At 39.4% G+C, this 22,569-nt stretch carries 20 protein-coding genes; 4 read left to right on the top strand and 16 right to left on the bottom strand.

Annotated features, from left to right (window positions below; genetic code table 11):
- Positions 1 to 2: 2 nt before the first annotated feature.
- The 5 genes from parE to nudF form a co-directional block, all read right to left on the bottom strand.
- Complete coding sequence (parE, locus tag G3R48_RS06690; RefSeq protein ID WP_153661682.1) at positions 3 to 1,889, bottom strand: DNA topoisomerase IV subunit B; 1,887 nt, start codon at positions 1,887 to 1,889, stop codon at positions 3 to 5.
- Between the two features lie 42 nt (positions 1,890 to 1,931).
- Positions 1,932 to 2,510: a YqiA/YcfP family alpha/beta fold hydrolase gene (locus tag G3R48_RS06685; protein WP_153661684.1), complete on the bottom strand. Its 579-nt coding sequence runs from the start codon at positions 2,508 to 2,510 to the stop codon at positions 1,932 to 1,934.
- Between the two features lie 45 nt (positions 2,511 to 2,555).
- Complete coding sequence (cpdA, locus tag G3R48_RS06680; RefSeq protein WP_212593248.1) at positions 2,556 to 3,395, bottom strand: 3',5'-cyclic-AMP phosphodiesterase; 840 nt, start codon at positions 3,393 to 3,395, stop codon at positions 2,556 to 2,558.
- A 30-nt stretch (positions 3,396 to 3,425) separates the two neighbouring features.
- On the bottom strand, positions 3,426 to 3,878 hold the full coding sequence (locus tag G3R48_RS06675; protein ID WP_153661688.1) for a DUF1249 domain-containing protein: 453 nt from the start codon (positions 3,876 to 3,878) through the stop codon (positions 3,426 to 3,428).
- 69 nt (positions 3,879 to 3,947) lie between these two features.
- Positions 3,948 to 4,562: an ADP-ribose diphosphatase gene (gene nudF, locus G3R48_RS06670; protein ID WP_153661690.1), complete on the bottom strand. Its 615-nt coding sequence runs from the start codon at positions 4,560 to 4,562 to the stop codon at positions 3,948 to 3,950.
- Positions 4,563 to 4,869: 307 nt separating this feature from the next.
- On the opposite strand from nudF, the gene tolC reads away from it, so the two are divergent.
- Positions 4,870 to 6,168 carry an outer membrane channel protein TolC gene (tolC, locus tag G3R48_RS06665; protein WP_153661692.1) on the top strand — a complete coding sequence of 433 codons (1,299 nt, stop codon included), beginning with the start codon at positions 4,870 to 4,872 and terminating at the stop codon, positions 6,166 to 6,168.
- Between the two features lie 86 nt (positions 6,169 to 6,254).
- Here tolC and G3R48_RS06660 read toward each other — a convergent pair whose 3' ends face one another.
- From G3R48_RS06660 to G3R48_RS06650, 3 genes are read right to left on the bottom strand one after another with little or no spacing between them, the layout of a single operon-like run.
- Positions 6,255 to 6,962: a TIGR04219 family outer membrane beta-barrel protein gene (locus tag G3R48_RS06660; protein WP_153661693.1), complete on the bottom strand. Its 708-nt coding sequence runs from the start codon at positions 6,960 to 6,962 to the stop codon at positions 6,255 to 6,257.
- A gap of 2 nt (positions 6,963 to 6,964) precedes the next feature.
- Positions 6,965 to 7,936: a DUF2333 family protein gene (locus tag G3R48_RS06655; RefSeq protein WP_153661695.1), complete on the bottom strand. Its 972-nt coding sequence runs from the start codon at positions 7,934 to 7,936 to the stop codon at positions 6,965 to 6,967.
- 31 nt (positions 7,937 to 7,967) lie between these two features.
- Entirely contained in the window at positions 7,968 to 8,453 is a 486-nt protein-coding gene (locus tag G3R48_RS06650) for a copper chaperone PCu(A)C (RefSeq protein WP_153661697.1), read from the bottom strand.
- A 35-nt stretch (positions 8,454 to 8,488) separates the two neighbouring features.
- Here G3R48_RS06650 and G3R48_RS06645 point away from each other — a divergent pair, with 35 nt between their 5' ends.
- Entirely contained in the window at positions 8,489 to 9,226 is a 738-nt protein-coding gene (locus tag G3R48_RS06645) for an enoyl-CoA hydratase-related protein (protein WP_153661699.1), read from the top strand.
- 43 nt (positions 9,227 to 9,269) lie between these two features.
- On the opposite strand, the gene G3R48_RS06640 is transcribed toward G3R48_RS06645, so the two are convergent.
- From G3R48_RS06640 to dusA, 3 genes are all read right to left on the bottom strand, one after another.
- Positions 9,270 to 9,470, bottom strand: a complete 201-nt coding sequence (locus tag G3R48_RS06640) for a PspC domain-containing protein (protein ID WP_153661701.1) — start codon at positions 9,468 to 9,470, stop codon at positions 9,270 to 9,272.
- A 187-nt stretch (positions 9,471 to 9,657) separates the two neighbouring features.
- Positions 9,658 to 9,966: a hypothetical protein gene (locus tag G3R48_RS06635; RefSeq protein ID WP_153661703.1), complete on the bottom strand. Its 309-nt coding sequence runs from the start codon at positions 9,964 to 9,966 to the stop codon at positions 9,658 to 9,660.
- A 308-nt stretch (positions 9,967 to 10,274) separates the two neighbouring features.
- The gene (dusA, locus tag G3R48_RS06630; protein ID WP_153661705.1) at positions 10,275 to 11,249 is read right to left on the bottom strand and encodes a tRNA dihydrouridine(20/20a) synthase DusA; all 975 of its coding nucleotides are present in this window, start codon (positions 11,247 to 11,249) and stop codon (positions 10,275 to 10,277) included.
- Between the two features lie 320 nt (positions 11,250 to 11,569).
- Between dusA and G3R48_RS06625 the strand changes: the two genes are divergently transcribed.
- Positions 11,570 to 12,025, top strand: a complete 456-nt coding sequence (locus G3R48_RS06625; RefSeq protein WP_153661707.1) for a hypothetical protein — start codon at positions 11,570 to 11,572, stop codon at positions 12,023 to 12,025.
- Positions 12,026 to 12,225: 200 nt separating this feature from the next.
- Here G3R48_RS06625 and G3R48_RS06620 read toward each other — a convergent pair whose 3' ends face one another.
- The 5 genes from G3R48_RS06620 to dnaB form a co-directional block, all read right to left on the bottom strand.
- Positions 12,226 to 12,843: a TorD/DmsD family molecular chaperone gene (locus G3R48_RS06620; protein ID WP_153661709.1), complete on the bottom strand. Its 618-nt coding sequence runs from the start codon at positions 12,841 to 12,843 to the stop codon at positions 12,226 to 12,228.
- A 244-nt stretch (positions 12,844 to 13,087) separates the two neighbouring features.
- Positions 13,088 to 13,765 carry a DMSO/selenate family reductase complex B subunit gene (locus G3R48_RS06615; RefSeq protein ID WP_153661711.1) on the bottom strand — a complete coding sequence of 226 codons (678 nt, stop codon included), beginning with the start codon at positions 13,763 to 13,765 and terminating at the stop codon, positions 13,088 to 13,090.
- Positions 13,766 to 13,782: 17 nt separating this feature from the next.
- Positions 13,783 to 16,359, bottom strand: a complete 2,577-nt coding sequence (locus G3R48_RS06610; protein WP_153661713.1) for a DMSO/selenate family reductase complex A subunit — start codon at positions 16,357 to 16,359, stop codon at positions 13,783 to 13,785.
- A gap of 1,121 nt (positions 16,360 to 17,480) precedes the next feature.
- Complete coding sequence (gene alr / locus G3R48_RS06605; RefSeq protein ID WP_153661715.1) at positions 17,481 to 18,569, bottom strand: alanine racemase; 1,089 nt, start codon at positions 18,567 to 18,569, stop codon at positions 17,481 to 17,483.
- Positions 18,570 to 18,663: 94 nt separating this feature from the next.
- Positions 18,664 to 20,070, bottom strand: coding sequence for a replicative DNA helicase (gene dnaB / locus G3R48_RS06600; RefSeq protein WP_153661717.1), 1,407 nt, complete (start codon positions 20,068 to 20,070; stop codon positions 18,664 to 18,666).
- A gap of 132 nt (positions 20,071 to 20,202) precedes the next feature.
- Between dnaB and G3R48_RS06595 the strand changes: the two genes are divergently transcribed.
- Positions 20,203 to 22,401, top strand: coding sequence for a S46 family peptidase (locus tag G3R48_RS06595; protein WP_153661719.1), 2,199 nt, complete (start codon positions 20,203 to 20,205; stop codon positions 22,399 to 22,401).
- Positions 22,402 to 22,569 lie beyond the last annotated feature (168 nt).

Genomic DNA, 22,569 nt, shown 5'->3' with positions numbered 1-22,569 from the left:
TGTTATATCTGGGCTAAATCTCCTTTGCTTTCTAACCAAGACTTACGATCTGAAGATCGTTTCTTGGCTAACAACATATCCATCATTGCCACTGTTTCTTGTGCATCATCAATGGTTAATTGCACCAATCGACGAGTATTGGGATCCATCGTGGTTTCACGTAATTGCAGAGGATTCATTTCACCTAGACCTTTAAATCGTGTGACTTGAATTTTTCCTTTTTTCTTATCCAGTGCAATCCGGTCTAAAATGGTGGTTTTCTCTTCTTCATCAAGTGCATAAAAGACTTCTTTACCTATATCGATCCGAAACAGTGGCGGCATAGCAATATACACATGACCTTTTTCAACCAAAATTCGGTAATGCTTTAAAAATAAGGCGCACAGCAGCGTCGCAATGTGCAGTCCGTCAGAATCCGCATCAGCAAGAATACAAATCTTACCGTATCGTAATTCATCAATTTTATCGCTATCTGGATCACAGCCAATGGCAACGGAAATATCATGCACCTCTTGTGAGGCTAGCACTTGTGAAGCATCGACTTCCCAAGTATTTAAAATTTTACCTCTAAGAGGCATAATCGCCTGAAATTCACGGTCTCGAGCCTGTTTAGCACTGCCGCCCGCCGAGTCTCCTTCGACTAAAAATAATTCGCCGCGCATCGGGTCTTGGCCACTACAATCGGTGAGTTTTCCTGGTAATGCTGGGCCTGATGTCACTTTTTTACGCGCCACTTTTTTAGCGGCTTTTAATCGTCGTTGGGCATTATTGATACATAAATCGGCAAGCAGTTGAGCCAATTCAGTATTAGAGTTCAGCCATAATGAAAATGCATCACGAACAATGCCAGACACAAATGCTGAACTTTGACGACTTGAAAGTTTTTCTTTGGTTTGTCCGGCAAATTGGGGATCTTGCATTTTTATCGATAAAATAAATGCAGCCCGATCCCAGATATCTTCTGGTGATAACTTAATACCACGAGGCATTAAATTTCTAAATTCACAAAATTCACGCATCGACTCTAACAAGCCTTGTCTAAAGCCATTGACGTGAGTACCACCTAACGGTGTAGGAATTAAGTTAACGTAACTTTCATTAAGGCTTTCGCCGCCTTCAGGCAACCAAGTAATCGCCCAGTCAGCCGCTTCTAATTCACTTTTAAAACTGCCAATAAAAGGGTCTTGTGGTAATAACTCTGCTCCTTTAACCGCTTCTTTTAAATAATCAGTTAAGCCACTTTCATAAAACCATTCTTGCGTTTCATTACTCTGTTTATTAACGAATTTGATTTTTAACCCAGGGCATAATACGGCTTTTGCACGTAATAAATATACCAGTTTAGAAACAGAGAAGTTAGCAGAATCAAAGTAGCTGGGATCAGGCCAAAAGTGCACTCGAGTACCGGTATTACGACGACCACATGTCCCAACAACTTCAAGGTCTTCTACTTTAAAGCCATCTTCAAATGCCATTTGATAAACTTGAGCATCACGGCGAACTGAAATTTCAACGCGAGTAGAAAGTGCGTTAACAACTGAAATACCTACCCCGTGCAAACCGCCTGAAAACTGATAGTTATCATTAGAAAATTTACCACCAGCATGAAGTTTAGTCAGAATAAGCTCAACCCCAGGAATACCTTCTTCGGGGTGAATATCAATAGGCATACCACGACCATCGTCGGTCACTTCAAGGGAGTTATCTTTATGCAGTACTACTTCAATTTTTGATGCGTGACCTGCCAGTGCTTCATCAACACTGTTATCTATGACCTCTTGCCCAAGGTGGTTAGGTCTTATGGTATCGGTATACATGCCAGGACGGCGTTTAACAGGGTCAAGTCCGTTAAGGACTTCAATTGCATCAGAAGTATATTGGTTACTCATATTCCACACATTTATTTAGAAGCGTTACGCTTTTAGTCGTTATTATTCACCGAGCTTTAAAAACTGGCTTATTCGTGCCAAATGTAACTCATAACCCACAAAACTATGATCGCCTTGAGGCTCAAGTAACATTTCACAACAGTGATATTTATGCAGTGCTTGACGATAATCTAACACTTCGTCACCAGTTTGCAACATCACAAAAAAGCGATCTGGATGACAAATGACTTCAGTGTTGTATTGCGCGACATCATCCCGATGCGCTGGTAATACTTGATAATGTTCATCCGTATAAGGATTGTATTGCGGTCCGATAAACTCTTCAAATAAATCAAATGGTTTTACCGCAGGATTGACTAAAACCGCTTTTCCTGAGTATTTTTCGGCAAGATAGCTCGCAAAATAACCGCCTAAAGATGAACCAATAAAACGTAAAGGTTTACCCACCGCTTTAGCTTGCTCGGTTATATCAATTAACATTGACATAGCTTGTTGAGGCGAAGACGGTAATTGAGGTTGATAAAATTCAAGTTGTGGAAATTGTTGACGTATATATTCAGCAGTTAAGACAGCTTTATTTGATAAAGGTGAGCTATTAAATCCATGTATATAAAGCAGCATATATCCTCACGCTACGGTTAAATGTCATTCCTTAACATACAGTAGTTAATATCCACTTGCCTCATTATCAGGCGTAAAGTGATCACCAGGAACACGATAAACTTGACTGTGAATGCTACCATCGCTGTGCAAGTCCAGCAAACGATAACCAGGTTGTACACCATCTAATGCAAAGTAAGATGATTTTGGTTTGAATTGAATACAGGTTGATGGTGTCGCCATTAGCGCAATCTTACCATGTTGGCCCTGATATTGTTGTTCATATGTTTGATGAACATGGCCCCATAATATGCCCTTAACTTGCGGGTATTGGCTCACTGTTTCTAGAAACTCGCTGCCATTTGCCATACAGTGCTGATCAAGCCACTTACACCCCACCAACACTGGATTATGATGCATACATAACAACACATTTAAATGTGGTGATTTTTTAATTGCAAAATCAATGAGCTCAATTTGAGAATCATTCAAGTAACCACTTGGTTTGCCACGTAATGTTGAATCCAGCATGATAATCTGCCAATCACCAATCGTGATAAGTTGCTGTCCAAACATATGCGCGCCTTGCATATGCAGGCTCATTAATCGTGGATCATCATGATTACCGGGAAGGTAGTGGCAAGGTAAATCTAATTTGGTGACATATTCTGTAAAGTCGTGGTAGGACTCCGGTGAATAATCTTGACTGATATCACCAGTGGCAAGTAGTAAATCAGCATGATGCCCATTCGCCAGAAAGGTATCCATAACCGCATTAAAACTATTAGCCGTATTGACGCCAAGTAATTGCGAGTCAGGATCGGCAAAAAGATGCGGGTCAGTCATTTGGACTAGACGCACGGAATCATTCTTCATGGTTGAATAATTCTTTGGCTCTCTTTGCACTAGGGTTCCCTAAGTTGTTTAACTCTACGATCATATAGGATTAATTATTTGTAAGCGGCCAATTTTCAGTAAATCTTCAAGGAACGCGTTCACTTGATACTTTTCATCCGATTGGTGCATATAAAAATTTGGATAATCATACACAGGTTTTAACCTAAAAATCTGCTGACTAGTTAACACTTCTGCTAATTGCGCATCGTGATAAATCCTCACCTGCGCAGAGGGCGGTTTAAAAAAATAACTTGTTGGTAACTCACGAGATATGTCAATAAGCTGAGTGTACTTAGTATTCTCGATAAGTTTAACGTTTAAACAACCAAACTCGCCTTTAACTGTCCAATTATCATTAACGACTGCCTCATCAGGCAACCACTTCAAAATGTAACAATAATTACGTGCACACAAGGCTAAAAAACCACTCACATTCGGGTTATATTTTCGTTTAGCATTGGCTTTCACAAGCACCTCAGTTCGATAATCCATCGCTATTTTACGCGATATAGAGGATAATTAATCACACAATTTAAAAATAAATACCCCAAGTTGATGATACTACATCCGTTGCAAGTTAAGCATTAACCACTGTATCCCCAACACTGTCGACACATTATCAATTTCCCCTGTTTGGGTCATTTCATATGCCCGCGCACGGCTAACAACATGCACTTTAATGTCTTCTGACTCAGAAACTAAACCGTGAATACCTTGCGCCTTAGACGAATCAACATGAGCAAGGTATAAGTAAAAGCGCTCAGTTGTGCCACCTGGGCTGGCCAAAAAACTATTAATATATTGCCAAGACTCTCCGACTAAGCCTGTTTCTTCTGCAAGCTCTCTTTTAGCAACCTCTAAGTGGGATTCATTCTCTTCAATCATCCCTGCAACGAGCTCCAGTAACCATACCTGTTTTGTTGTCGTAATTGATGGAATACGTATCTGCTCGATTAACACGATAGAATCAGTTTTAGGATCGTATGGAAGTACTACCACAGCATGACCGCGTTCAAATACTTCTCTGGTAACTGGCTGACTCCAACCTCCGGCAAAAAGTTTATGTCTAAATGTGTATTGCGCTAAAGTAAAAAAACCTTGATACAAAGGTTTGATAGATAGCATGTCAACATCATCATTAGCATTGAAAGTCTTCAGTAGCGGGGGCTTTGGCATGAGTATCCTTAAAATGATCCATTTTATTTAAAAACAATTCGTATTAAAAATGCCGCATTGACGAATATTTGTTTTGAGAAACATCCACATTCAAAAAAATCTGTTACACTTCCAAGTTGACTTGAAATCACAACTCTTCTTACTATTTTATAGTAATTACCGTACTGTTTTATAGTAAAAAATCCAACTTAGTTCACCGCGACCCTGCTGTCAGTTGAACCAATGGAATAAAAAGAAACGTAATTTCTACGTTATATAAATTAGTTAACTTAGCCTCCTTAATTAGGCATGTCTAAAAGGGCAGCACATGAAATTCAAAATGGGTTCTATATATGCAGCATTAGCGTTTACCTTTGCTGCGCCTACTACACAAGCTGATGATTTACTTCAAATCTATCAACAAGCGCTGACTAGCGATCCGATCGTGTTACAAGCAAAAGCACAACGTGATGCCTTGTACGAAACGATTGAAGAAAATCGCGCGCCTTTATTACCAACTATCAGCGCTAAAGTAGGTTATGACAAAGCATGGAATGACCCAAGCCAAGATAGCGACGGCTTTACAGGCAATGTTAATTTAAGTCAGGTTATTTATGATCACAGTGCGTGGGTAGGATTAACGTTAGCGGAAATGGCTGCATCACAAGCTGATTCTGCTTATGCCTCACAACTACAATCTCTGATTATCCGTGTCACTAAAGCCTACTTTGACGTATTAACTGCCAGAGATAACTTTGAATTCCAAGGTGCTGAAAAAGCAGCAATTGAACGTCAACTTGAACAAACTAAGCAACGTTTTGCGGTCGGTTTAACGGCCATTACAGACGTTCACGAAGCACAGGCTCAATTTGACCTTGCCTCAGCTCAAGAAATTCTTGCAGAAAATACACTGTCTAATAGTTATGAAGCGCTGCGCGAAATTACTGGTATAGACCATAAGTCAATTAACGTCCTTGATACCACTCGCTTTGACGCTTCATCGCCAAGCCCGGCATCTTCTAAGCAGTGGCTAACAATGGCTGAAAATAACAGTATTGATTTAATGACTCAGCGCATTGCCAAAGATATCGCCAATGAAACCATTACGCTTTATAAAGCGGGTCATATGCCATCGTTAAAATTAGACGCGGGATATTCTAAAGGGCTTGATCGTAACCCTGGTGAAGATTATGACAACGTCAATGCTGGATTAACATTAAGCATTCCAATTTTCGAAGGCTTTAAAGTTACCTCTAAAGTAAAACAAGCGCAGTTCCAATACGTTGAAGCAAGTGAAAAACTTGAGCAGACTCATCGCAGCGTAGTGAAGAACATCCGCAATAACTTTAATAATGTTTCAGCTTCAATTAGTTCAATTAAAGCTTATGAGCAATCTGTGGTTTCTTCAGAGTCGGCATTAAAAGCCACTCAAGCAGGTTTTGAAGTTGGTACTCGTACCATTGTCGACGTACTGAACCGTACTCGTGACTTATACGACTCAAAACGTCAGCTTTCAGAAGCGCGTTATGGCTACATCAACTCAATTATCGCCCTTAAACAAGCGGCAGGTACATTGAGTGAAGATGATGTTATTGCCATTAACAATGGTTTGATTGCTGCGAAATAAGCGTCCATATTTCAAACATAAAAAACCGCCAATTGGCGGTTTTTTTATATTTATTGTAAGCGGTTAAATAACCGCTAAAACAATGATTAGAAGCTTAATTCAACACCGGCAAATGCACCGCTAAATTTAGTATCTTGGGTTGTACCAGAGAAGTTATTCACATCAAAGTTAAACTCACGATAACCTAACCGGAAACGGGTATCGACAATCGTGTTTTCAAAGTTCCAACCCAAGCCGGCTGAATAATCATAAACACCTGACTCATCAATACCTTGCATTAAGTCAGCAAATCCGTAAAGGCCAAAAAATGGTAAGCTTGCATAACCACTAACATATCCCATCACTACGCCGCTATCTATATCAGTGTTAGCAACTAAACTACCTTTATAATCAACTCGGGTTGAGCCATTCATTTTTTTATAGGCGGCGCCGATATCTAATTCAACAAGATCGTTATCAAGTAACTCGTAATACAGCACAAAATCTGTATTGTTTAAGTTATTGTAGACTTTGTCAGCGCCAGTAAAATTGACACTTGCTTGACTGTCTAAGCGGTTTTCACGAATTTTAATGTTTGGTAACAAGGGAACAGGGTGCTCAAAAGAAACCCAAACACTGCCTGATGTTTCTGAGCTGTAATCAAAGCTTTGGTTTACATTACCATCGATAAGAGTACCACTGGTATCTGTTTTCCAAATATCACCACCGACTTTAAATCCAACAATCGTTGCTGCTTGAGCTGAAGACAAAGTAAATAAGCCAACAAGGGCTGTTGCAATAAGAGACTTCTTCATTGTTATCCTTGAGAAAGTAAGTTTGTTAAATCAATCACCGCGGCATTGGCACGGGATATGTAATTTGCCATCACTAGCGAATGGTTTGCGACTAAGCCAAAACCACTTCCGTTTAATATCATTGGACTCCACACTGTTGCTTGTGTCGCCTCAAGTTCACGAACAATTTGTCGCAGACTCACTTGAGCATTTTTCTTTTCTAATACGTCCGCGAAATCAACTTCAACCGCTTTCATAAAATTAAGCAATGCCCATGCAGAACCACGACTTTCGTAAAACACGTCGTCAACATTCCACCAATTGGTTTTAATTTCGCTGCTGGCTAACCCTGGCGTTGACTGTCGAGCAGATGTATCACCGGCAAGATCTGTATTTAATCGCTCTTGCCCAACGCTTGCTGACAAACGCTGAGACATACTGCCTAAACGCTTTTGTACCTCTTTTAACCATTCATTAAGGTTGTCAGCCCGCGCATAAAATTGCGCTTGGTTATTTTGAGTGTCGCTGATTTTAGCACGATACAACTTCAACAACTTAATTGCTTCCAAATACTCACTCTCTGAACTTGGTACAAGCCAGCTAGTATGTGAAATATTCAGTTTTGAATGGGCGGCTAACAAGTCTTGATCCGCGGTGGATTGTGATTGAGAGCGGCTAAATTCATTACGCATGATTAAGGCTAAGTCACGTGTTTGCTCTAATGCACCATATTCAAACGCAGGCATATTATCCATCAACACAGAAGGCAGCATGACATCATTTGATAACCAACCTCCAGGCTTATCCAATAAAGCCTCAATAGTATTAATTAATGCACTGGTAGTGGCATAACCGACAACATGCTCAGACGCATTAGCCCCATATATTTCAGGCTCTAATGGCTCAGGTTCAATGCTCCACCATACCGTAATGCCATAGCCGATAATAACTAACAGCCCTACTAGGCTTAAAATCCGATTTCGGGTTATCTGCATTTATGCTCTCCTATAAGATCGCTGATTTGTATTAATGTTGATGATGGTGATGAGCATGTTCATCATTACTCGCCATTTTTTTCTTTACCGGTAATTCAATATCTAAGGTGTCATCAGTACTGAAAACTAGGGTCATTTTTACTTTATCACCTGCATTTAAAGGCTGTTTTAAACCCAGTAACATAATATGGTCACCAGAGGGTTGTAAGCGCAACTGTTGATGAGATGCAATATCAAAATGACTGACTTGACGCATTTTCACCAAGCCATTTTCTTCAATAATGGTGTGTAATTGTGCTTCTTTTGCTACTTCTGTTTTAACCGCCATTAATTTAACTGGCACGGGGTAATGATTTTCTAATGTGAGATAAGCAGCAGTATTGGGTACGCTTGCAGGCATTGCACGCACATAACCGTCAGTCATAACAATACTGGCAAAGCTCGAAGAGCAAAAACTCATTAATGCAAAAAAATTAAACAAGTGTTTGAATATAACTTTCAATGTCTTAAACTCCATTTAAACCTACTCGTTTTCATTAAGGAAAATAACGAATGAGTCTTATCCAGGTATGCGATGCACAAGGTGTCCGTGTCATCAGTTTTAATCGTCCAGAGAAGCGCAACGCCTTTAATCTGGAAATGTATCAACAACTAACAGAATACCTGATCCAAGGTGAAGCGGACAATAATATTCGAGCGTTTATGTTTAAAGGCAGCGAAACCTGCTTTACAGCCGGCAATGATATTGCTGATTTTTTACAGTCAGGCACACTTGATAACCATCATCCAACAGTAAAATTTTTACTTACCGTATTATCGATATCTAAACCCATGGTCGCTGCAGTCTCTGGTGCTGCCGTTGGTATAGGCACGACTTTATTGTTGCATTGTGATTTAGTGTACGCAGATAGCACGGCCAAGTTTCAAATGCCATTTGTGCAATTGGCTTTAGTACCAGAAGCAGCTTCTAGCTATTTATTGCCCCAGTTGGTGGGTCATCAGAAAGCGGCAGAATTGTTGTTATTGGGGGAGCCTTTCTCAGCTAAAACAGCCAATGAATTAAATATTATCAACGCTATTATCGACACAGTTTCAGTAGGCGATTTCGCTTTACAACAAGCAAAGAAATTAGCTGCGTTACCACCTCAGTCAATGCAAGCGTCACGTAAATTATTGCGACACAATCAACAAGCAGTAAAAGAGCAGATGGAAAAAGAACTTATTGAGTTTGATGTGCGTTTACAAAGTAATGAGGCCAAAGTACGTTTTAATGCTTTTTTGAAAAAATAACCAGAATAAAATATGGCGTTACGTTATTAAAATATAATAGTTTTTAGTAGCGTGACGTACTTTGGCTGATAATAATTGCAATAACAGCATAAGCAATACATGCCATAACAGGGCTAATAATCAATAAAATAATCGCTGCCAAACGGCTCACTAACACATCACAACCCAGCTTTCGGCTTATTTGACTACAAACACCACATACAACCCGTGAATGAACGCTTAATTTTTCCAAAAAGTGGTTCATAACTCCTCACTCCTATACTCATTTGATATTAATTAACCTGACCAAAATATTTACCAATTTGACGTTATGGTTTACCGCGTTTTCCCTTCAACCCAGCTAGCCATGGTTGCTAAGCCAATAAAACATAATACGGGTAGCAACAGTAACCCGGCTAAAGGGACAATCACTCCGACACTAAACACCATCCTTACTCCTTAGCGGTCGCAATTTGCGTTTCAGCTTCAGTCACTTCAGCGGTGTCAATATTTTCTAATGCAGAAGATAAAGCAAAAACTTGTTCGGCGATTTGCATTTTTAGCGACAATACAATGTCTTGTTGGGCATTAGTAAACATTTCGCTACTGGCATGGCTGATGTTTTTCTCAATTGAAGATAAGGTATCATTCATTAATATTTCATTTGCTTGAGCAGATAAACTAGCTGTTGCGAGCACAACAACGGCAATAGATGATTTAATTGAACGCGCAATGATTTTGGTTGAATTTAAAGTAAACATGATGCAATCCTTTAGTATGTTGATTCAGTTAAACCCATGTTCAACTGCTGACATAGATACTATTACAACCTACGTGCCAACTTTTAAAAATCCTTTTAAAACAACATCGTAAATAAAAACAATCAAATTATAATTTCAGCTAACAATATAAACAACACATCAAAAGCTAATCAATAGTGAATTTGACTACCTAGTTGGTCAAAATACTCATTAGTGTCTTGTTCTGCTGTTATTTAACAAAGAATGTAATTAATTGATGAAAAAAAAGCGCCTTTCGGCGCTTTTTTTCAATATAAACAATGGTTAACTTATTGGTTTTCCAACATTGCACTCACGGCATCATGTACAACTTCAACACCGGCTCCTGTTTTATGGGCATTTTCACTTAAATAGCGCCGCCAACTTCTTGAACCCGGCAAACCTTGGAATAAACCAATCATATGACGAGTAATATGATTCAGGCGGCCACCATCAGCAATATGACGCTCAATATAAGGTAGCATTTGCTCAATCACTTGTTCTCGGGTAATGACCTCACGATCAATACCATGTAGCTGCTGATCTACCTCAGCTAAAATATAAGGGTTATGGTAGGCCTCGCGCCCTACCATAACGCCATCAACATGCTTAAGGTGTTCTTTAGCTTGCTCAAGCGTAGTGATACCGCCATTGATGCCAATATTTAAGTGACTATAATCTTGTTTAAGCTGATAAACCCGTGCGTAATTTAACTCGGGAATTTCACGATTTTGTTTTGGGCTTAAACCTTGTAACCACGCTTTACGAGCATGGATAGTAAATTCTTGGCAACCACTTGCAGATACGACATCAATAAAGTCAGTTAAAAATTCATAGCTATCTTGCTCATCAATCCCAATACGAGACTTAACCGTAATAGGGATATCTACCACTTGCTTCATTGCATCAACACACTCGGCAACCAAAGCAGGTTCAGCCATTAAACATGCACCAAAGCGACCATTTTGCACCCGATCAGATGGACAACCCACATTTAAGTTCACTTCATCATAACCACGCTGCGCCGCTAATTTTGCACAACGAGCAAGATCTTGCGGGTTTGAACCACCTAACTGCAAAGCAACAGGATGCTCTTGCTCGTTAAAGCCAAGATAATCGCCCTTACCAAAAATAATAGCGCCAGTGGTGACCATTTCGGTATATAGCAACGTTTGCTTAGACATAATGCGGGCAAAATATCGATAATGGCGATCTGTCCAATCAAGCATGGGAGCAATGGAAAACGTGCGATTTATTGATTTCATTAATTTTTCAATTCTTACAAATTTTAAATGGCAGTTTTTTGTTTAAAAAACCTCGTTAGTGTCTATTGTAATTTATTTTGAATGACTTTTAACACTTTTCGCACCTCGCTGTTCACTTCGGCAAAATTTATAATAGTAGGTACTATTTATAAGCGATTTTTACACAACGATATCGCTATGCGCAAAACACAAATATAAGCGTATGTAGTAACATAGTGAATTGGAACTAAATCTAAGACTTGATAATTATCGTCCGATCACGTTTATTTATATGTGTATAAATTACTATTTATAAAATATTTACATCGAACGGTTTTACTATGGTATCGATTAGAGAGTTTAGTAAGCAGCATTGGGATGTTGGGAAAAGCAATGAATCACTTGAAGTATTTATTGCCAGTGACCCTTTAGTACATCAATTTTTTCATGGTCCAACAACTTTATCGCAAGTTGTGAATGGACTTTGTTTGGAGGTTCAACAAGAATCACCAGAATTATTGGCACGTTCTGAGCACAATGTTGATAGCTTATTTGCAATATTAAGTGTTGGCTTGCGCCGAATGGTTATTTTAAGTCTAGAAAGTCGGGTATTAACGCAACCTGAACATTTAATCTGTATTATCGCTAAGCATTTTGCAACTCGTGGCTATGAACCTGAACTAACAAAAGAGCAAAAAATCGTTGCGGCCAACATGCTATCTTTATATGAACAATGGGACAATGAAATGCGCCGTCAACGGGCAAGTCGCAGTAATATGCTCAAACCTAAAGTGTAATTCGTGCCACCTTGAAATAACTTGAAGATTTTTTAGCGTAATAACATTTACTGCTGTTTTTATATGTGCCGAGTTTTAAGTTAACAAATTAACTATTCCTTCATCACAATAGATACAAAATATATCATTCAACAAATAACACCATTGAAATTATGACAAAGAAATAGCAAAACTTAAACAAACTTAAACAAATTTGAACATTAAAGGTATAATGTTTTTATTTCGGAAATATAACCTTTCTCAATCATTAAATTACTCAAAACTTGGCCTGTAAGGATTGCAAAAGCTTTATAAAAATTAGTTTGAGCATGTTTTAAAAATAATTCTAAAAAGCGCGGAGCCCAAGGCATTAAATGAACTTCCATTAACTCTTTAAGCGCAGCTTCATCTTCCGCTTCTATAATCTGTGCTAATGCACCTAAGATCAAACCAATATGATCCCAAGGTTCATTAAATTCAAGCTCCATTTTCATTTCTAAACGATGACAAAAATTTTCAAACGCAATGTTTGTTTCACCACAAACAATATTCTCACGATCGGTATAAACTGACCCCCAAGGGAAAGCAAGCGCTTTGCCGGGTCCAATGATCAAACGATAATAGTCACGTAAAATGGTTTCATTTGTTTCAACAGATAATGATGAATCTATTTGTTTAACGGCTTGTTCAACAATCTTACTATCACCTAAAATTGGCCAATCTTGGTGTAATTTTTCTTCTCTAAACTGCGCCATAAACTCATCGTTAGGCTTATTATAATAGAGGTTATGTAAAATTCGGCAGGCTGCAGCGGTGTATATCATTGTTTCATTTTTCATTGGTGATACCTTTTACTTCTAGTAAATTATGCATGCAAAGATGTTTGATTAGCTTGCTTAAATTGATTATATGCTACAACGCAAAACCTTTTTTTTTACTGGTTCACGTTTTTATATTATCGAATATTTCAATAAGATTTAGCTTGATATTCAACGAGGTTAAGTCAGTGGTTTTCTCTTTTAAGTAAAAAAGCCGAGACAGTCGTCTCGGCTTATACTCAGCAATTTAACGTGCTTTACTTACTTACTTAACAACATGCCTAGGTGAAGAATTTAACGCAGGGTTAGTCACTTCAAATGCGTTGTTAATATGGCCAGATTTAGTACCATGCTTATTAACTTTTACAATGATATTAGGTTTGGTCTGGCTTGAATCAGGTAAAGACTGAATATCAGCATTTTTACCGTATTTTTTGCGCAGCTCACCAATTTCACCAAAATCCAATGCTCGTGATGGACAAGACTCAACACATTGCGGCATAAGTCCTTTAGCGACACGATCATTACAACCGTCACATTTAGTCATCTTATGTGTATTAGCATCAAACTGAGGCGCATCATAAGGGCATTGACTAGCACAAGCCTGACAACCAATACATTTATCAGCATCAATTAACACAAAACCATCGCTCTCACGCTTAGTATGTGCTCCTACAGGACAAACTTTTACACAAGCAGGATCGCTACAATGGTTACAACCAATAGAAGTGTAGTAACTAAACACATCTTGTTGAAAAGAGCCATCGGCTTGTTTATTCCAGCTACCACCAACCATTTCATAAACACGGCGCCATTTTAGCCCCGCATTGACATTACTACGGTCTTTACAAGACACCATACAAGTTTTACAGCCGCTACAAACAGTAGTATCAATGTAAAACCCATACTGCTTAGTTGGGATTGTTGCAGTTTTTGCAGTCATAATTTGATACTCCTAATTTAGCTTAACTTAACGCGAATAGTGTGTTGTGGGTTACCTTTAGCAACCGGCGTAGGATGGTACTTAGTTAACGTGTTAGAACAACCACCTTTATCTACACTACCAATTGGGCCTAAACCATTATCTGTTGCCCCTGTACCTAAATACCAAGCACCTTGTGCAATACCAACAACACCAGGCATAACACGGTCAGTGATCTTAATCATGACTTCGATAGCCCCTTGTGGACTTGTCATCGTAATCATTTGAGTATCGTTAAATCCAAGCGCTTGTGCGTCAACAGGGTTAACCCATGCCGCGTCTTGCACCACTTCACGTAACCAAGCAACATTGTGATAGCTTGAGTGAGTACGGCCTTTTGTATGATATTCAACAACTTGAAATGGATACTCATTTATTTCAGTTTTTGTTTCTGTATACGCAGGCGTGTATTTAGGAATAGCGGTTATTTGATCGCAAGCTGCAGTTGAATTCTTCCATGGAGTCCATGTTTTGGCTTTGTTAGCATAATCCATTGAATAAATATAAATTGGGAAAGTACCGTCAGCCTTCGGCGTTGTATTATTTGCAAGCTCAGCCATTTTAGGAGCAGAAGTGACAGCTATTTTTTTAACTACACCTACTTTTTGTGCTTCAGCATAGGTTGCCGGTAATGTTAATCCTTTACCATTATACCGGTCATGGACACCTTGATAAGCTTGTTCTAACCATTCTTGGCGCGTTTTGCCTTTAGTATAATCTTGTTCTTTACCCCAAGCTTTGGCAAGACCCAGACCAATATCCCACATATTTCTACAATCGTACATTGGCTCAATTGCAGCTTTCATGAAGGTCATATAACCGAGCTCACCAGATGCATAAGAATCACCCGCGATATCATCCGTTTCTAACCAAGATGTATCAGGAAGAATATAATCAGCCATTTTAGCAGAAGCTGTCATCCAACAATCTACCACTACGATTAATTCACATTTCGTCGTATCTTCAAGAATTTTACGGGTGCCGTTTACATCTGCGTGTTGGTTAAGCAGTGTATTACCGTTCATATTAAAGATGGCTTTAATATTCGTGCCAAGTTTTTCACCTGGTTTTACAGAACGAAGACCATCAGTTTCAGGGGTAAAATCTTTACCACGCTCAATCGCTTCCGGCCATTGGAAACAAGAAATTGAGGCATGTGCATTATTTGATGCGCTATTAGCAAATCCACCGCCGCCGAGACCGCTGTTTGCAGGCATTAACCCATTGCTCACGCCAGGGTTACCAATTTTACCCGTTAAAATCGGTAGCATAAATAAAGCACGACATTGCTGCTCACCACAAGAGTGACGGTTAATGCCTCCACCAACAACAATATACGGAGCCTGCGCATCCATTAAGTCTTGGGCTAACTGTTTGATTTCACTAACTGAAACACCACAGATAGGGGCTGCCCATGCTGCATCGTGTTTCTCTGTAAACTTACCAACTCCCATAACATAGTCATGGTAGTTTTCTCCAACATCAATCAGATCAGCTTCATCTTGTTTTTTAGCTGCAATTAATGCTGCTTTTTTGTTTTCAAGGGACGTTTTATCATAACCAAGACAGTTTGCGTCAATCCAAGCCTTAGAATTACGATCAACCCAGCCTGAATTAATCATCTCATAGGCCATGGCTTCAGCAAGCGCAGCATCACTACCTGGCTTAACTGCAACCCATTGAGTTTCTTTGCCTAATCCAGTTTCAGTGTAGCGAGGATCAACATTGATAATGTGTTTTAAGTTCTTACCCGCTTTTTCAATTGCTTTAAGCATATCGTACTGCTGGCCAGAACCTGACATACGCATTTCAAATGGATTAAAACCAAAACCCATAAAAAAGTCAGAATGTTTAAGTTGAGACAGTGGCGTACCCGATGTTGAACCATTACGAGGAAAAGTTGCTGGTGCTGCGGCACCATATTGAGCCCAAGAATAGCTACCGTATGAGCCTAGATAACCACCTAGCCCCATTTTCATTGCTAGTGTGATGCATGATTTACTGTGGAAGCCATAATATGCGCCGGAGCCGTAGTTATTATATATTGAACGACAACCGTACTTATCTGAAAGTGTTTTGGCTTTGGTTGCGATTTCATTAAACGCTTGATCCCAACTGATTTCTTCCCACTGTCCATGTCCACGGTCACCTACACGTTTAAGCGGTTTTTTTAAACGGTCTGCAGCGTATGTACGCTGACGTAATGAACGGCCACGTAAACAGGCGCGAATTGGCACATCACCTGTATCATAATCGTCTTTACCATCATTCGTATGAGCATCAATACGGGTAATTTTGCCATTTTGGGTGATAACTTTGACTGGGCAGTTTGAACCACAGTTCACCAAACAAGCAGTCCAAGATCCTTCTTCAGCAACTTCAGTTGATGGGCCAAGATCGGTCAATGGTTCACCTACGTTTTTTATTTCTGTAGATTCCCCTATTTTTGCCCAAGGTTCGCCAGTTGTTTTAGATTTGGAATTTGAATTACAACCTACAACTGAGGCTGCACACCCCATTGCTGCACTCACCTTTAAAAATCGTCTACGCTCCATATTATTATCCTCTATAAATAAATTTTAAGCTCACTTTTAATAGTATTTAGACTTATTAATGTAAAAACCAGACTGACATACACCATTAATTATTATTGAATACAGGTTTAATTAAATGTATTTGCTGACCACGAGTCAAAACTATGTTTTAACTCAATAAAAATATCATACTCTTTTAGTTTGATATTTAATGGATGTTAAACACCTCAAATTACATTTGTGAGTTAAATTACATATATAGCAATTAATGTGATTGAGTAACCATTTTAAATGTTATCGTTTGTTAATATCATCAAAAACAACAGTCAACTTAAAACATGTTGATTTATATGAAGATTTAATTAACCACAAGGTGCTGCATAACATATATTTTAAAGGAATAACAAATTCAATGTTAAATTAAAACAAAGCAATTGTATTAATTTTAAAGGTGCATTTTTAATACACATAAGATCTAGATCTAATTTTAAATTCATTTTAATAATCTTTTTAATTTACAGATATTGTATAACCCACTAAAAGTTAACAAGCAACGACTTAAAAATATAACCCTAATTTATAACTTCAAGTTATTATAAATTAGGAATACTTTATTTACAGGGTTAAATAAAACAAGATAACGAGTAAAATGCTAAATTAATTTAGCAGCTAATTATCTTGAGCACGGTTTAATTCGCCACTATTAATCTCAATGGTACATTTTTAAAACCTACAATCTAATTAACACTGAAATACAACAATTAATATTTAATTTTTTTGGTTTTACAATACATACGCATCGATTTGTCACAATAATCCAACAGTAACAATGACAATTAATAAAAAATTTTTAACTCAAACTTGCTATTAAATCTAATAAAAAATGGGTAAGTAAGTTGGTGGAATAATTAACTGGGTTACGTCGTTGCTATATGAAGGTAACAGGAAGCTGGTAGCGGGTAAGAGGTAGCAGGAAGCAGGAAGTAACTAAGCATTCAACGCTTTGCATAAACAGACCGTCGATACGAATTAATTCAATATAATACATTAGTGATAACAACATTTTAGTTATCTATTCACTGACAGCGAGTGAATGTAATTTCTGTCATTCACTCGCATATTAACATTCATATCAATAAAGTTTAATCAAGACACACTGTGACTCGAGGAGTTAGCTTAGTAACAAGCTCATATGCAATGGTGCCAATATGTTCTGCCACATCTTCAACCGCGAGGTTTTTGCCCCACAGTTGCACATCATCACCCACTTGCTCGGTTGCATCAGGCCCTAAATCAACCGTCAACATATCCATTGAAACACGCCCGACAATAGGCACTAAACGGCCATTAACCCATACCGGTGTGCCTTCTGGTGCATTACGCGGATAGCCGTCACCATAACCGATGGCAACAACGCCTAGGCGGGTATCACGTTTTGCTTGCCAATAAGCACCATAACCGACACTTGCGCCTTTTTTATGTTCTCGAACCGCAATTAAACGCGACATTAACTCCATTGCTGGCACGAGTTGGTGCGCATAACCTCTATCTCCCATTACCGGCGACACACCATAGAGTGCTATCCCGGGGCGGATCCAATCGGCTTGGCTAGTTGGCCAAAACAATGTGCCAGCTGAATTGGCTAGAGTTCGGTCACCGCCTAAGTCTTTTGCGATGGCATTAAAGCAATTTATTTGTTCAGTGGTTATTGGGTTTTCTGGCTCATCAGCACATGAAAAATGTGTCATGAGATTCACCGGCTTTTTGACATTGTCGCATTGTATTAAGCGTTGATACACATCATTAAAATCATCAACACCAAAGCCTAAACGATGCATGCCAGAGTCAATTTTAAGCCACACAGAAATAGGTTGCTCAACAGTTGCCGACTCTAACATAGTTAGCTGCGACTCGTGATGAACAACCGTTTCAATGTCATGTTGATTTAACAGGGGTAAGTCAGATTGTCTAAAAAAACCTTCTAATAGTAACAACCTTGCCGTCACTCCACCTTGACGCATCGCTAAGGCTTCTTCTAAACGGGCTAGACCAAAGCCATCAGCTTGATGTTGACCTTGAGTCACACTGTTGGCAACGTTTAACAATCCATGTCCATATCCATTGGCTTTTACTACCGCCATCACTTTGCTGTTAGGCGCGATTTGCTTTAAGCGAGCGAGATTATGTTGCAGCGCCTGACGGCTGACTTCTGCACGTGGAAACGGTTTCAAATAGTACTGCCTTAAACTAATGCACTGATTAGCTGTTTATCGATAATTGAATTGATATTTTTACGGGTAACGTTTTGTTGTTTCAGCAAGATGTTTAATCTTCGCCAATTTGCGGGCCTTCATAATTATCAAAGCGTGAGAAATGCCCTTGGAACACTAAACGAACCCGTCCAATCGGGCCGTTACGTTGTTTACCAATGATAATTTCAGCCGTACCTTTATCTTCAGAGTCATCGTTATAAACTTCATCACGATAAATAAACATAATTAAATCGGCATCTTGCTCAATAGAACCAGATTCACGTAAGTCTGAGTTAACCGGGCGTTTGTCCGCGCGTTGCTCCAAAGAACGGTTTAGCTGAGATAATGCAATAACTGGGATTTCTAACTCTTTAGCCAATGCTTTTAATGACCGTGAGATTTCAGCAATTTCTAAGGTACGGTTATCTTTTAATGACGGCACCTGCATTAGCTGCAAGTAATCGACCATGATCATTGATAATCCACCATACTCACGGGCAATACGCCTTGCCCGGCTTCGAACTTCTGTCGGTGTTAACCCCGAACCATCATCAATATACATTTTGCCTTGTTCAAGCATAATGCCCATCGTTGATGATACTCGTGCCCAATCTTCATCATCTAACTGACCAGTACGAATTTTGGTTTGATCAACGCGGCCCAATGAGGCCAACATCCGCATCATAATTTGTTCTGAAGGCATCTCAAGGCTGAAAATAAGCACCGGATGTTCTTCATTCATCGCAGCTTGTTCACACAAGTTCATCGCAAAGGTGGTTTTTCCCATCGACGGACGAGCTGCCACAATAATTAAATCACCCGATTGAAAACCGGCGGTCATGCCATCAAGATCACGAAACCCACTCGACACACCCGTCACCCCGTTATGAGGATTATTATAAAGCTGTTCAATTTTATCGACGGTTTTTTCAAGAATTGACTTAATGCCTTCAGGGCCTTCATTTGAATTAGCGCGCATTTCAGCAATTTTAAAGACTTTGGTTTCGGCTAAGTCTAATAATGAACTTGAATCACGCCCTTCAGGATTGTAACCGGCATCGGCAATTTCATGTGCAACGCCAATCATGTCCCGCACGACAGCCCGCTCACGCACAATATCGGCATAAGACAAAATATTGCCTGCACTAGGGGTGTTTTTGGCAATTTCCCCCAAATAAGCAAAACCACCGGCGTCTTCTAATTGGTCTTCTATCTCAAGTTGTTCAGAGACAGTAATTAAGTCGATAGGTTGTCCTAGCTCCATTAACCGCTGCATGGCTTTAAAAATCATTTTATGGGAGCGAGAATAAAAATCCTCAGGAACAACGGCTTCAGACACACGGTCCCACGCTTCAGCATCAAGCATCAGCCCGCCTAAAACAGATTGCTCGGCTTCAATTGAATGTGGCGGCAGCTTTAATGCATTTACTTCAGCATCAATGGTTTTTTTCTTTGGCTTAAAAGGGCCTTTTTGCGACATTAAAACTCCCAATTTACAACGTTTTTTCTTTTTAAAATATGATATAACACTTTAGTCATACTAAGGCGCCAATTTAACGCATTAGTAACCAAGACAATACGACGATAACGACAATAAAACTAAGGAATAAACATGCGTATTGCATTGATTGCAGCCCTGGTACTTACTTCTGGCTCTGCTTATGCAGATGAAGGACAGTGGCAACCTTATCAAATGCCTTCTATTGCTGATAAATTACAGCAACGTGGAATAGACATCCCCGCGAAACAACTGGCTGACTTAGGTCAATATCCAATGAATGCTATTGTTGGGCTAGGGTATTGTACCGCCAGTTTTGTATCCCCCCAAGGACTTGTTGTCACAAACCACCATTGTGCCTACCGAGCCATCCAATATAACAGCAAAACAGAACATAATTACCTCGCAGATGGCTTCCTTGCGAAAACCAAAGACGCTGAACCATCGGCAGGTCCAAATGAACGCTTATATATTACTGAGTCCGTGACGGATGTGACTAAGCAGGTCAATGCCAACTTACGTGATGAGCCACTTGCACGTTACCAAGATATTGAACGCAACCGTAAAGCATTAATTAAGCAATGTGAGTCAGATGATAATTATCGTTGTTCGGTCAGCAGCTTTCATAATGGTTTAGAGTTTTACTTAAGCAAACAGCTGATTATTCGTGATGTGCGCCTCGTGTATGCTCCACCTGCAAGTGTTGGCTCATTTGGTGGCGATGTTGATAACTATGAGTACCCTCGTCACGCAGGTGACTTCACCTTTTTACGAGCATATGTAGGAAAAGATGGAAAGCCTGCAACCTATGCAGAAGACAACGTACCTTACCAACCTAAAAGTCATTTAAAAATTAATGCCAATGGCGTAAAAGCGGGTGACGGTGTCTTTGTTGCCGGATACCCAGGTTCAACAAGCCGTTACCGCTTAACCAGTGAACTTAAATTTGCCAGCCAATGGCTATACCCTGTTTCGGCGCAATACTATCAACAAAAAATTGATACCATTGAGCAAATGAGCGCAGCAGATAAATCAATTGCGATCAAATATGCCGGCACTATTGCTTCTATGGCAAACCGAATGAAAAAACTTAACGGTTTGTTAGATGGCTTTAACGCAACCGATATCGTCGGTATTAAACAAGGGCGTGAGAATGACTTTTTAGCTTGGTTGCAACAAGACAAGCAAGCAAACCAACAGGTTATAACCCAACTTGAAACGTTATTAGCACAGCAACATCAATTAACCCAAACCAACTATTACTTTGAAAATGCACAATCAAGCACCCTACTTTCTGCCGCTAAACGTTTATACCGTTTAGCCAAAGAAAAGCAGCGCCCGGATGCCGAAAGAGAGTCAGGTTATCAACTACGTGACATGAAAATGTTTAGTGCTCGCTTAAAGCGTATTGATTCGACATTTGATGCCTCTGTCGACAAAGTTTTATGGTTACAAGACTTAAATGCTTATCAAGCACAACCATTAAAGGTGGCGGCACTCGATAACCAATTGAATCACACCGAAGGTCAACAAGACTTACGCGAGAAAGTCGCCGGTTTTTATGCATTGACCCAGTTATCCGATCAAGCGACCCGCTTAGCTTGGATGGACAAAACCGCAGAGGAGTTTGAAAACAGTCAAGATCCCTTTATTCGTTTAGCCGTTGCCTTATATGACAGCAATATGGCAATTGAAAAGCAAGAGAAAACCTTACAAGGGCAATTATCTCAAGCGCGTCCAGCTTATATGAACGCGGTTATCAGCTACTATAAATCAAAAAATTGGCCTGTTTATCCTGACGCTAACGGCACCTTACGCATCACTTACGGCATGGTTGATGGTTATCAATCTAAAGATGCGCTGTATAAGCAACCCTTCACTCGTTTAGAAGGTATTACTGCTAAACATACTGGTATCGCGCCATTTGATGCACCACAAAAAGTATTAAATGCAATTGCTGCTGGCGATTATGGCAAACACCGAATTCAGTCGGTATACCATGACCCACGTTCGTGGATGTGTAAGCTTATCTCTTGTGCTGCCAAGCCAAACGAATTTAACTCAGTTCCGGTTAACTTTTTATCCAGCGTGGACACCACTGGTGGTAATTCAGGTTCACCAGTATTAAATGGTCAAGGGGAATTAGTTGGTTTAAATTTCGACTCAACTTACGAAGCGATTACCAAAGACTGGTTCTTTAACCCTACGATTACTCGCGCAATTCACGTCGATATTCGTTATGTGTTATGGATGATGGATAAAGTCGATCATGCTGATAATTTAATTAAAGAACTTGATTTAGTGAATGATTAATCGTCACCACGTTTTACCCAATAATGGCACTCATACGAGTGCCATTTTTTTATTCAAAAATAATGAAATATCAGGTTTTAACAAACACCACCGCTAACAATTATAATGCTTTAGTTGTTTTAGTTGTTTTAGTTGTTTTAGTTGTTTTAGTTGGCCACATAAATTTAG

It is taken from the genome of Shewanella intestini, assembly GCF_018221465.1.
In the GTDB taxonomy this organism is placed as follows: Bacteria; Pseudomonadota; Gammaproteobacteria; order Enterobacterales; family Shewanellaceae; genus Shewanella; species Shewanella intestini.
Note: the sequence above shows the minus strand (reverse complement) of the source record. Positions and strands in the feature narration are given on the sequence as shown.

Bases quoted from the DNA above. Each gene is read 5' to 3' on its own strand.
- tolC (WP_153661692.1), top strand. From the start codon at position 4,870: ATGAAATTCAAAATGGGTTCTATATATGCAGCATTAGCGTTTACCTTT.
- nudF (WP_153661690.1), bottom strand. From the start codon at position 4,562: ATGCCAAAGCCCCCGCTACTGAAGACTTTCAATGCTAATGATGATGTT.
- G3R48_RS06595 (WP_153661719.1), top strand. From the start codon at position 20,203: ATGCGTATTGCATTGATTGCAGCCCTGGTACTTACTTCTGGCTCTGCT.
- G3R48_RS06650 (WP_153661697.1), bottom strand. From the start codon at position 8,453: ATGGAGTTTAAGACATTGAAAGTTATATTCAAACACTTGTTTAATTTT.
- G3R48_RS06675 (WP_153661688.1), bottom strand. From the start codon at position 3,878: ATGGATTATCGAACTGAGGTGCTTGTGAAAGCCAATGCTAAACGAAAA.
- G3R48_RS06610 (WP_153661713.1), bottom strand. From the start codon at position 16,359: ATGGAGCGTAGACGATTTTTAAAGGTGAGTGCAGCAATGGGGTGTGCA.
- G3R48_RS06635 (WP_153661703.1), bottom strand. From the start codon at position 9,966: ATGTTTACTTTAAATTCAACCAAAATCATTGCGCGTTCAATTAAATCA.
- G3R48_RS06685 (WP_153661684.1), bottom strand. From the start codon at position 2,510: ATGCTGCTTTATATACATGGATTTAATAGCTCACCTTTATCAAATAAA.
- dusA (WP_153661705.1), bottom strand. From the start codon at position 11,249: ATGAAATCAATAAATCGCACGTTTTCCATTGCTCCCATGCTTGATTGG.
- dnaB (WP_153661717.1), bottom strand. From the start codon at position 20,070: ATGTCGCAAAAAGGCCCTTTTAAGCCAAAGAAAAAAACCATTGATGCT.
- G3R48_RS06655 (WP_153661695.1), bottom strand. From the start codon at position 7,936: ATGCAGATAACCCGAAATCGGATTTTAAGCCTAGTAGGGCTGTTAGTT.
- G3R48_RS06645 (WP_153661699.1), top strand. From the start codon at position 8,489: ATGAGTCTTATCCAGGTATGCGATGCACAAGGTGTCCGTGTCATCAGT.
- G3R48_RS06660 (WP_153661693.1), bottom strand. From the start codon at position 6,962: ATGAAGAAGTCTCTTATTGCAACAGCCCTTGTTGGCTTATTTACTTTG.
- G3R48_RS06615 (WP_153661711.1), bottom strand. From the start codon at position 13,765: ATGACTGCAAAAACTGCAACAATCCCAACTAAGCAGTATGGGTTTTAC.
- parE (WP_153661682.1), bottom strand. From the start codon at position 1,889: ATGAGTAACCAATATACTTCTGATGCAATTGAAGTCCTTAACGGACTT.
- G3R48_RS06640 (WP_153661701.1), bottom strand. From the start codon at position 9,470: ATGAACCACTTTTTGGAAAAATTAAGCGTTCATTCACGGGTTGTATGT.
- G3R48_RS06625 (WP_153661707.1), top strand. From the start codon at position 11,570: ATGGTATCGATTAGAGAGTTTAGTAAGCAGCATTGGGATGTTGGGAAA.
- G3R48_RS06620 (WP_153661709.1), bottom strand. From the start codon at position 12,843: ATGAAAAATGAAACAATGATATACACCGCTGCAGCCTGCCGAATTTTA.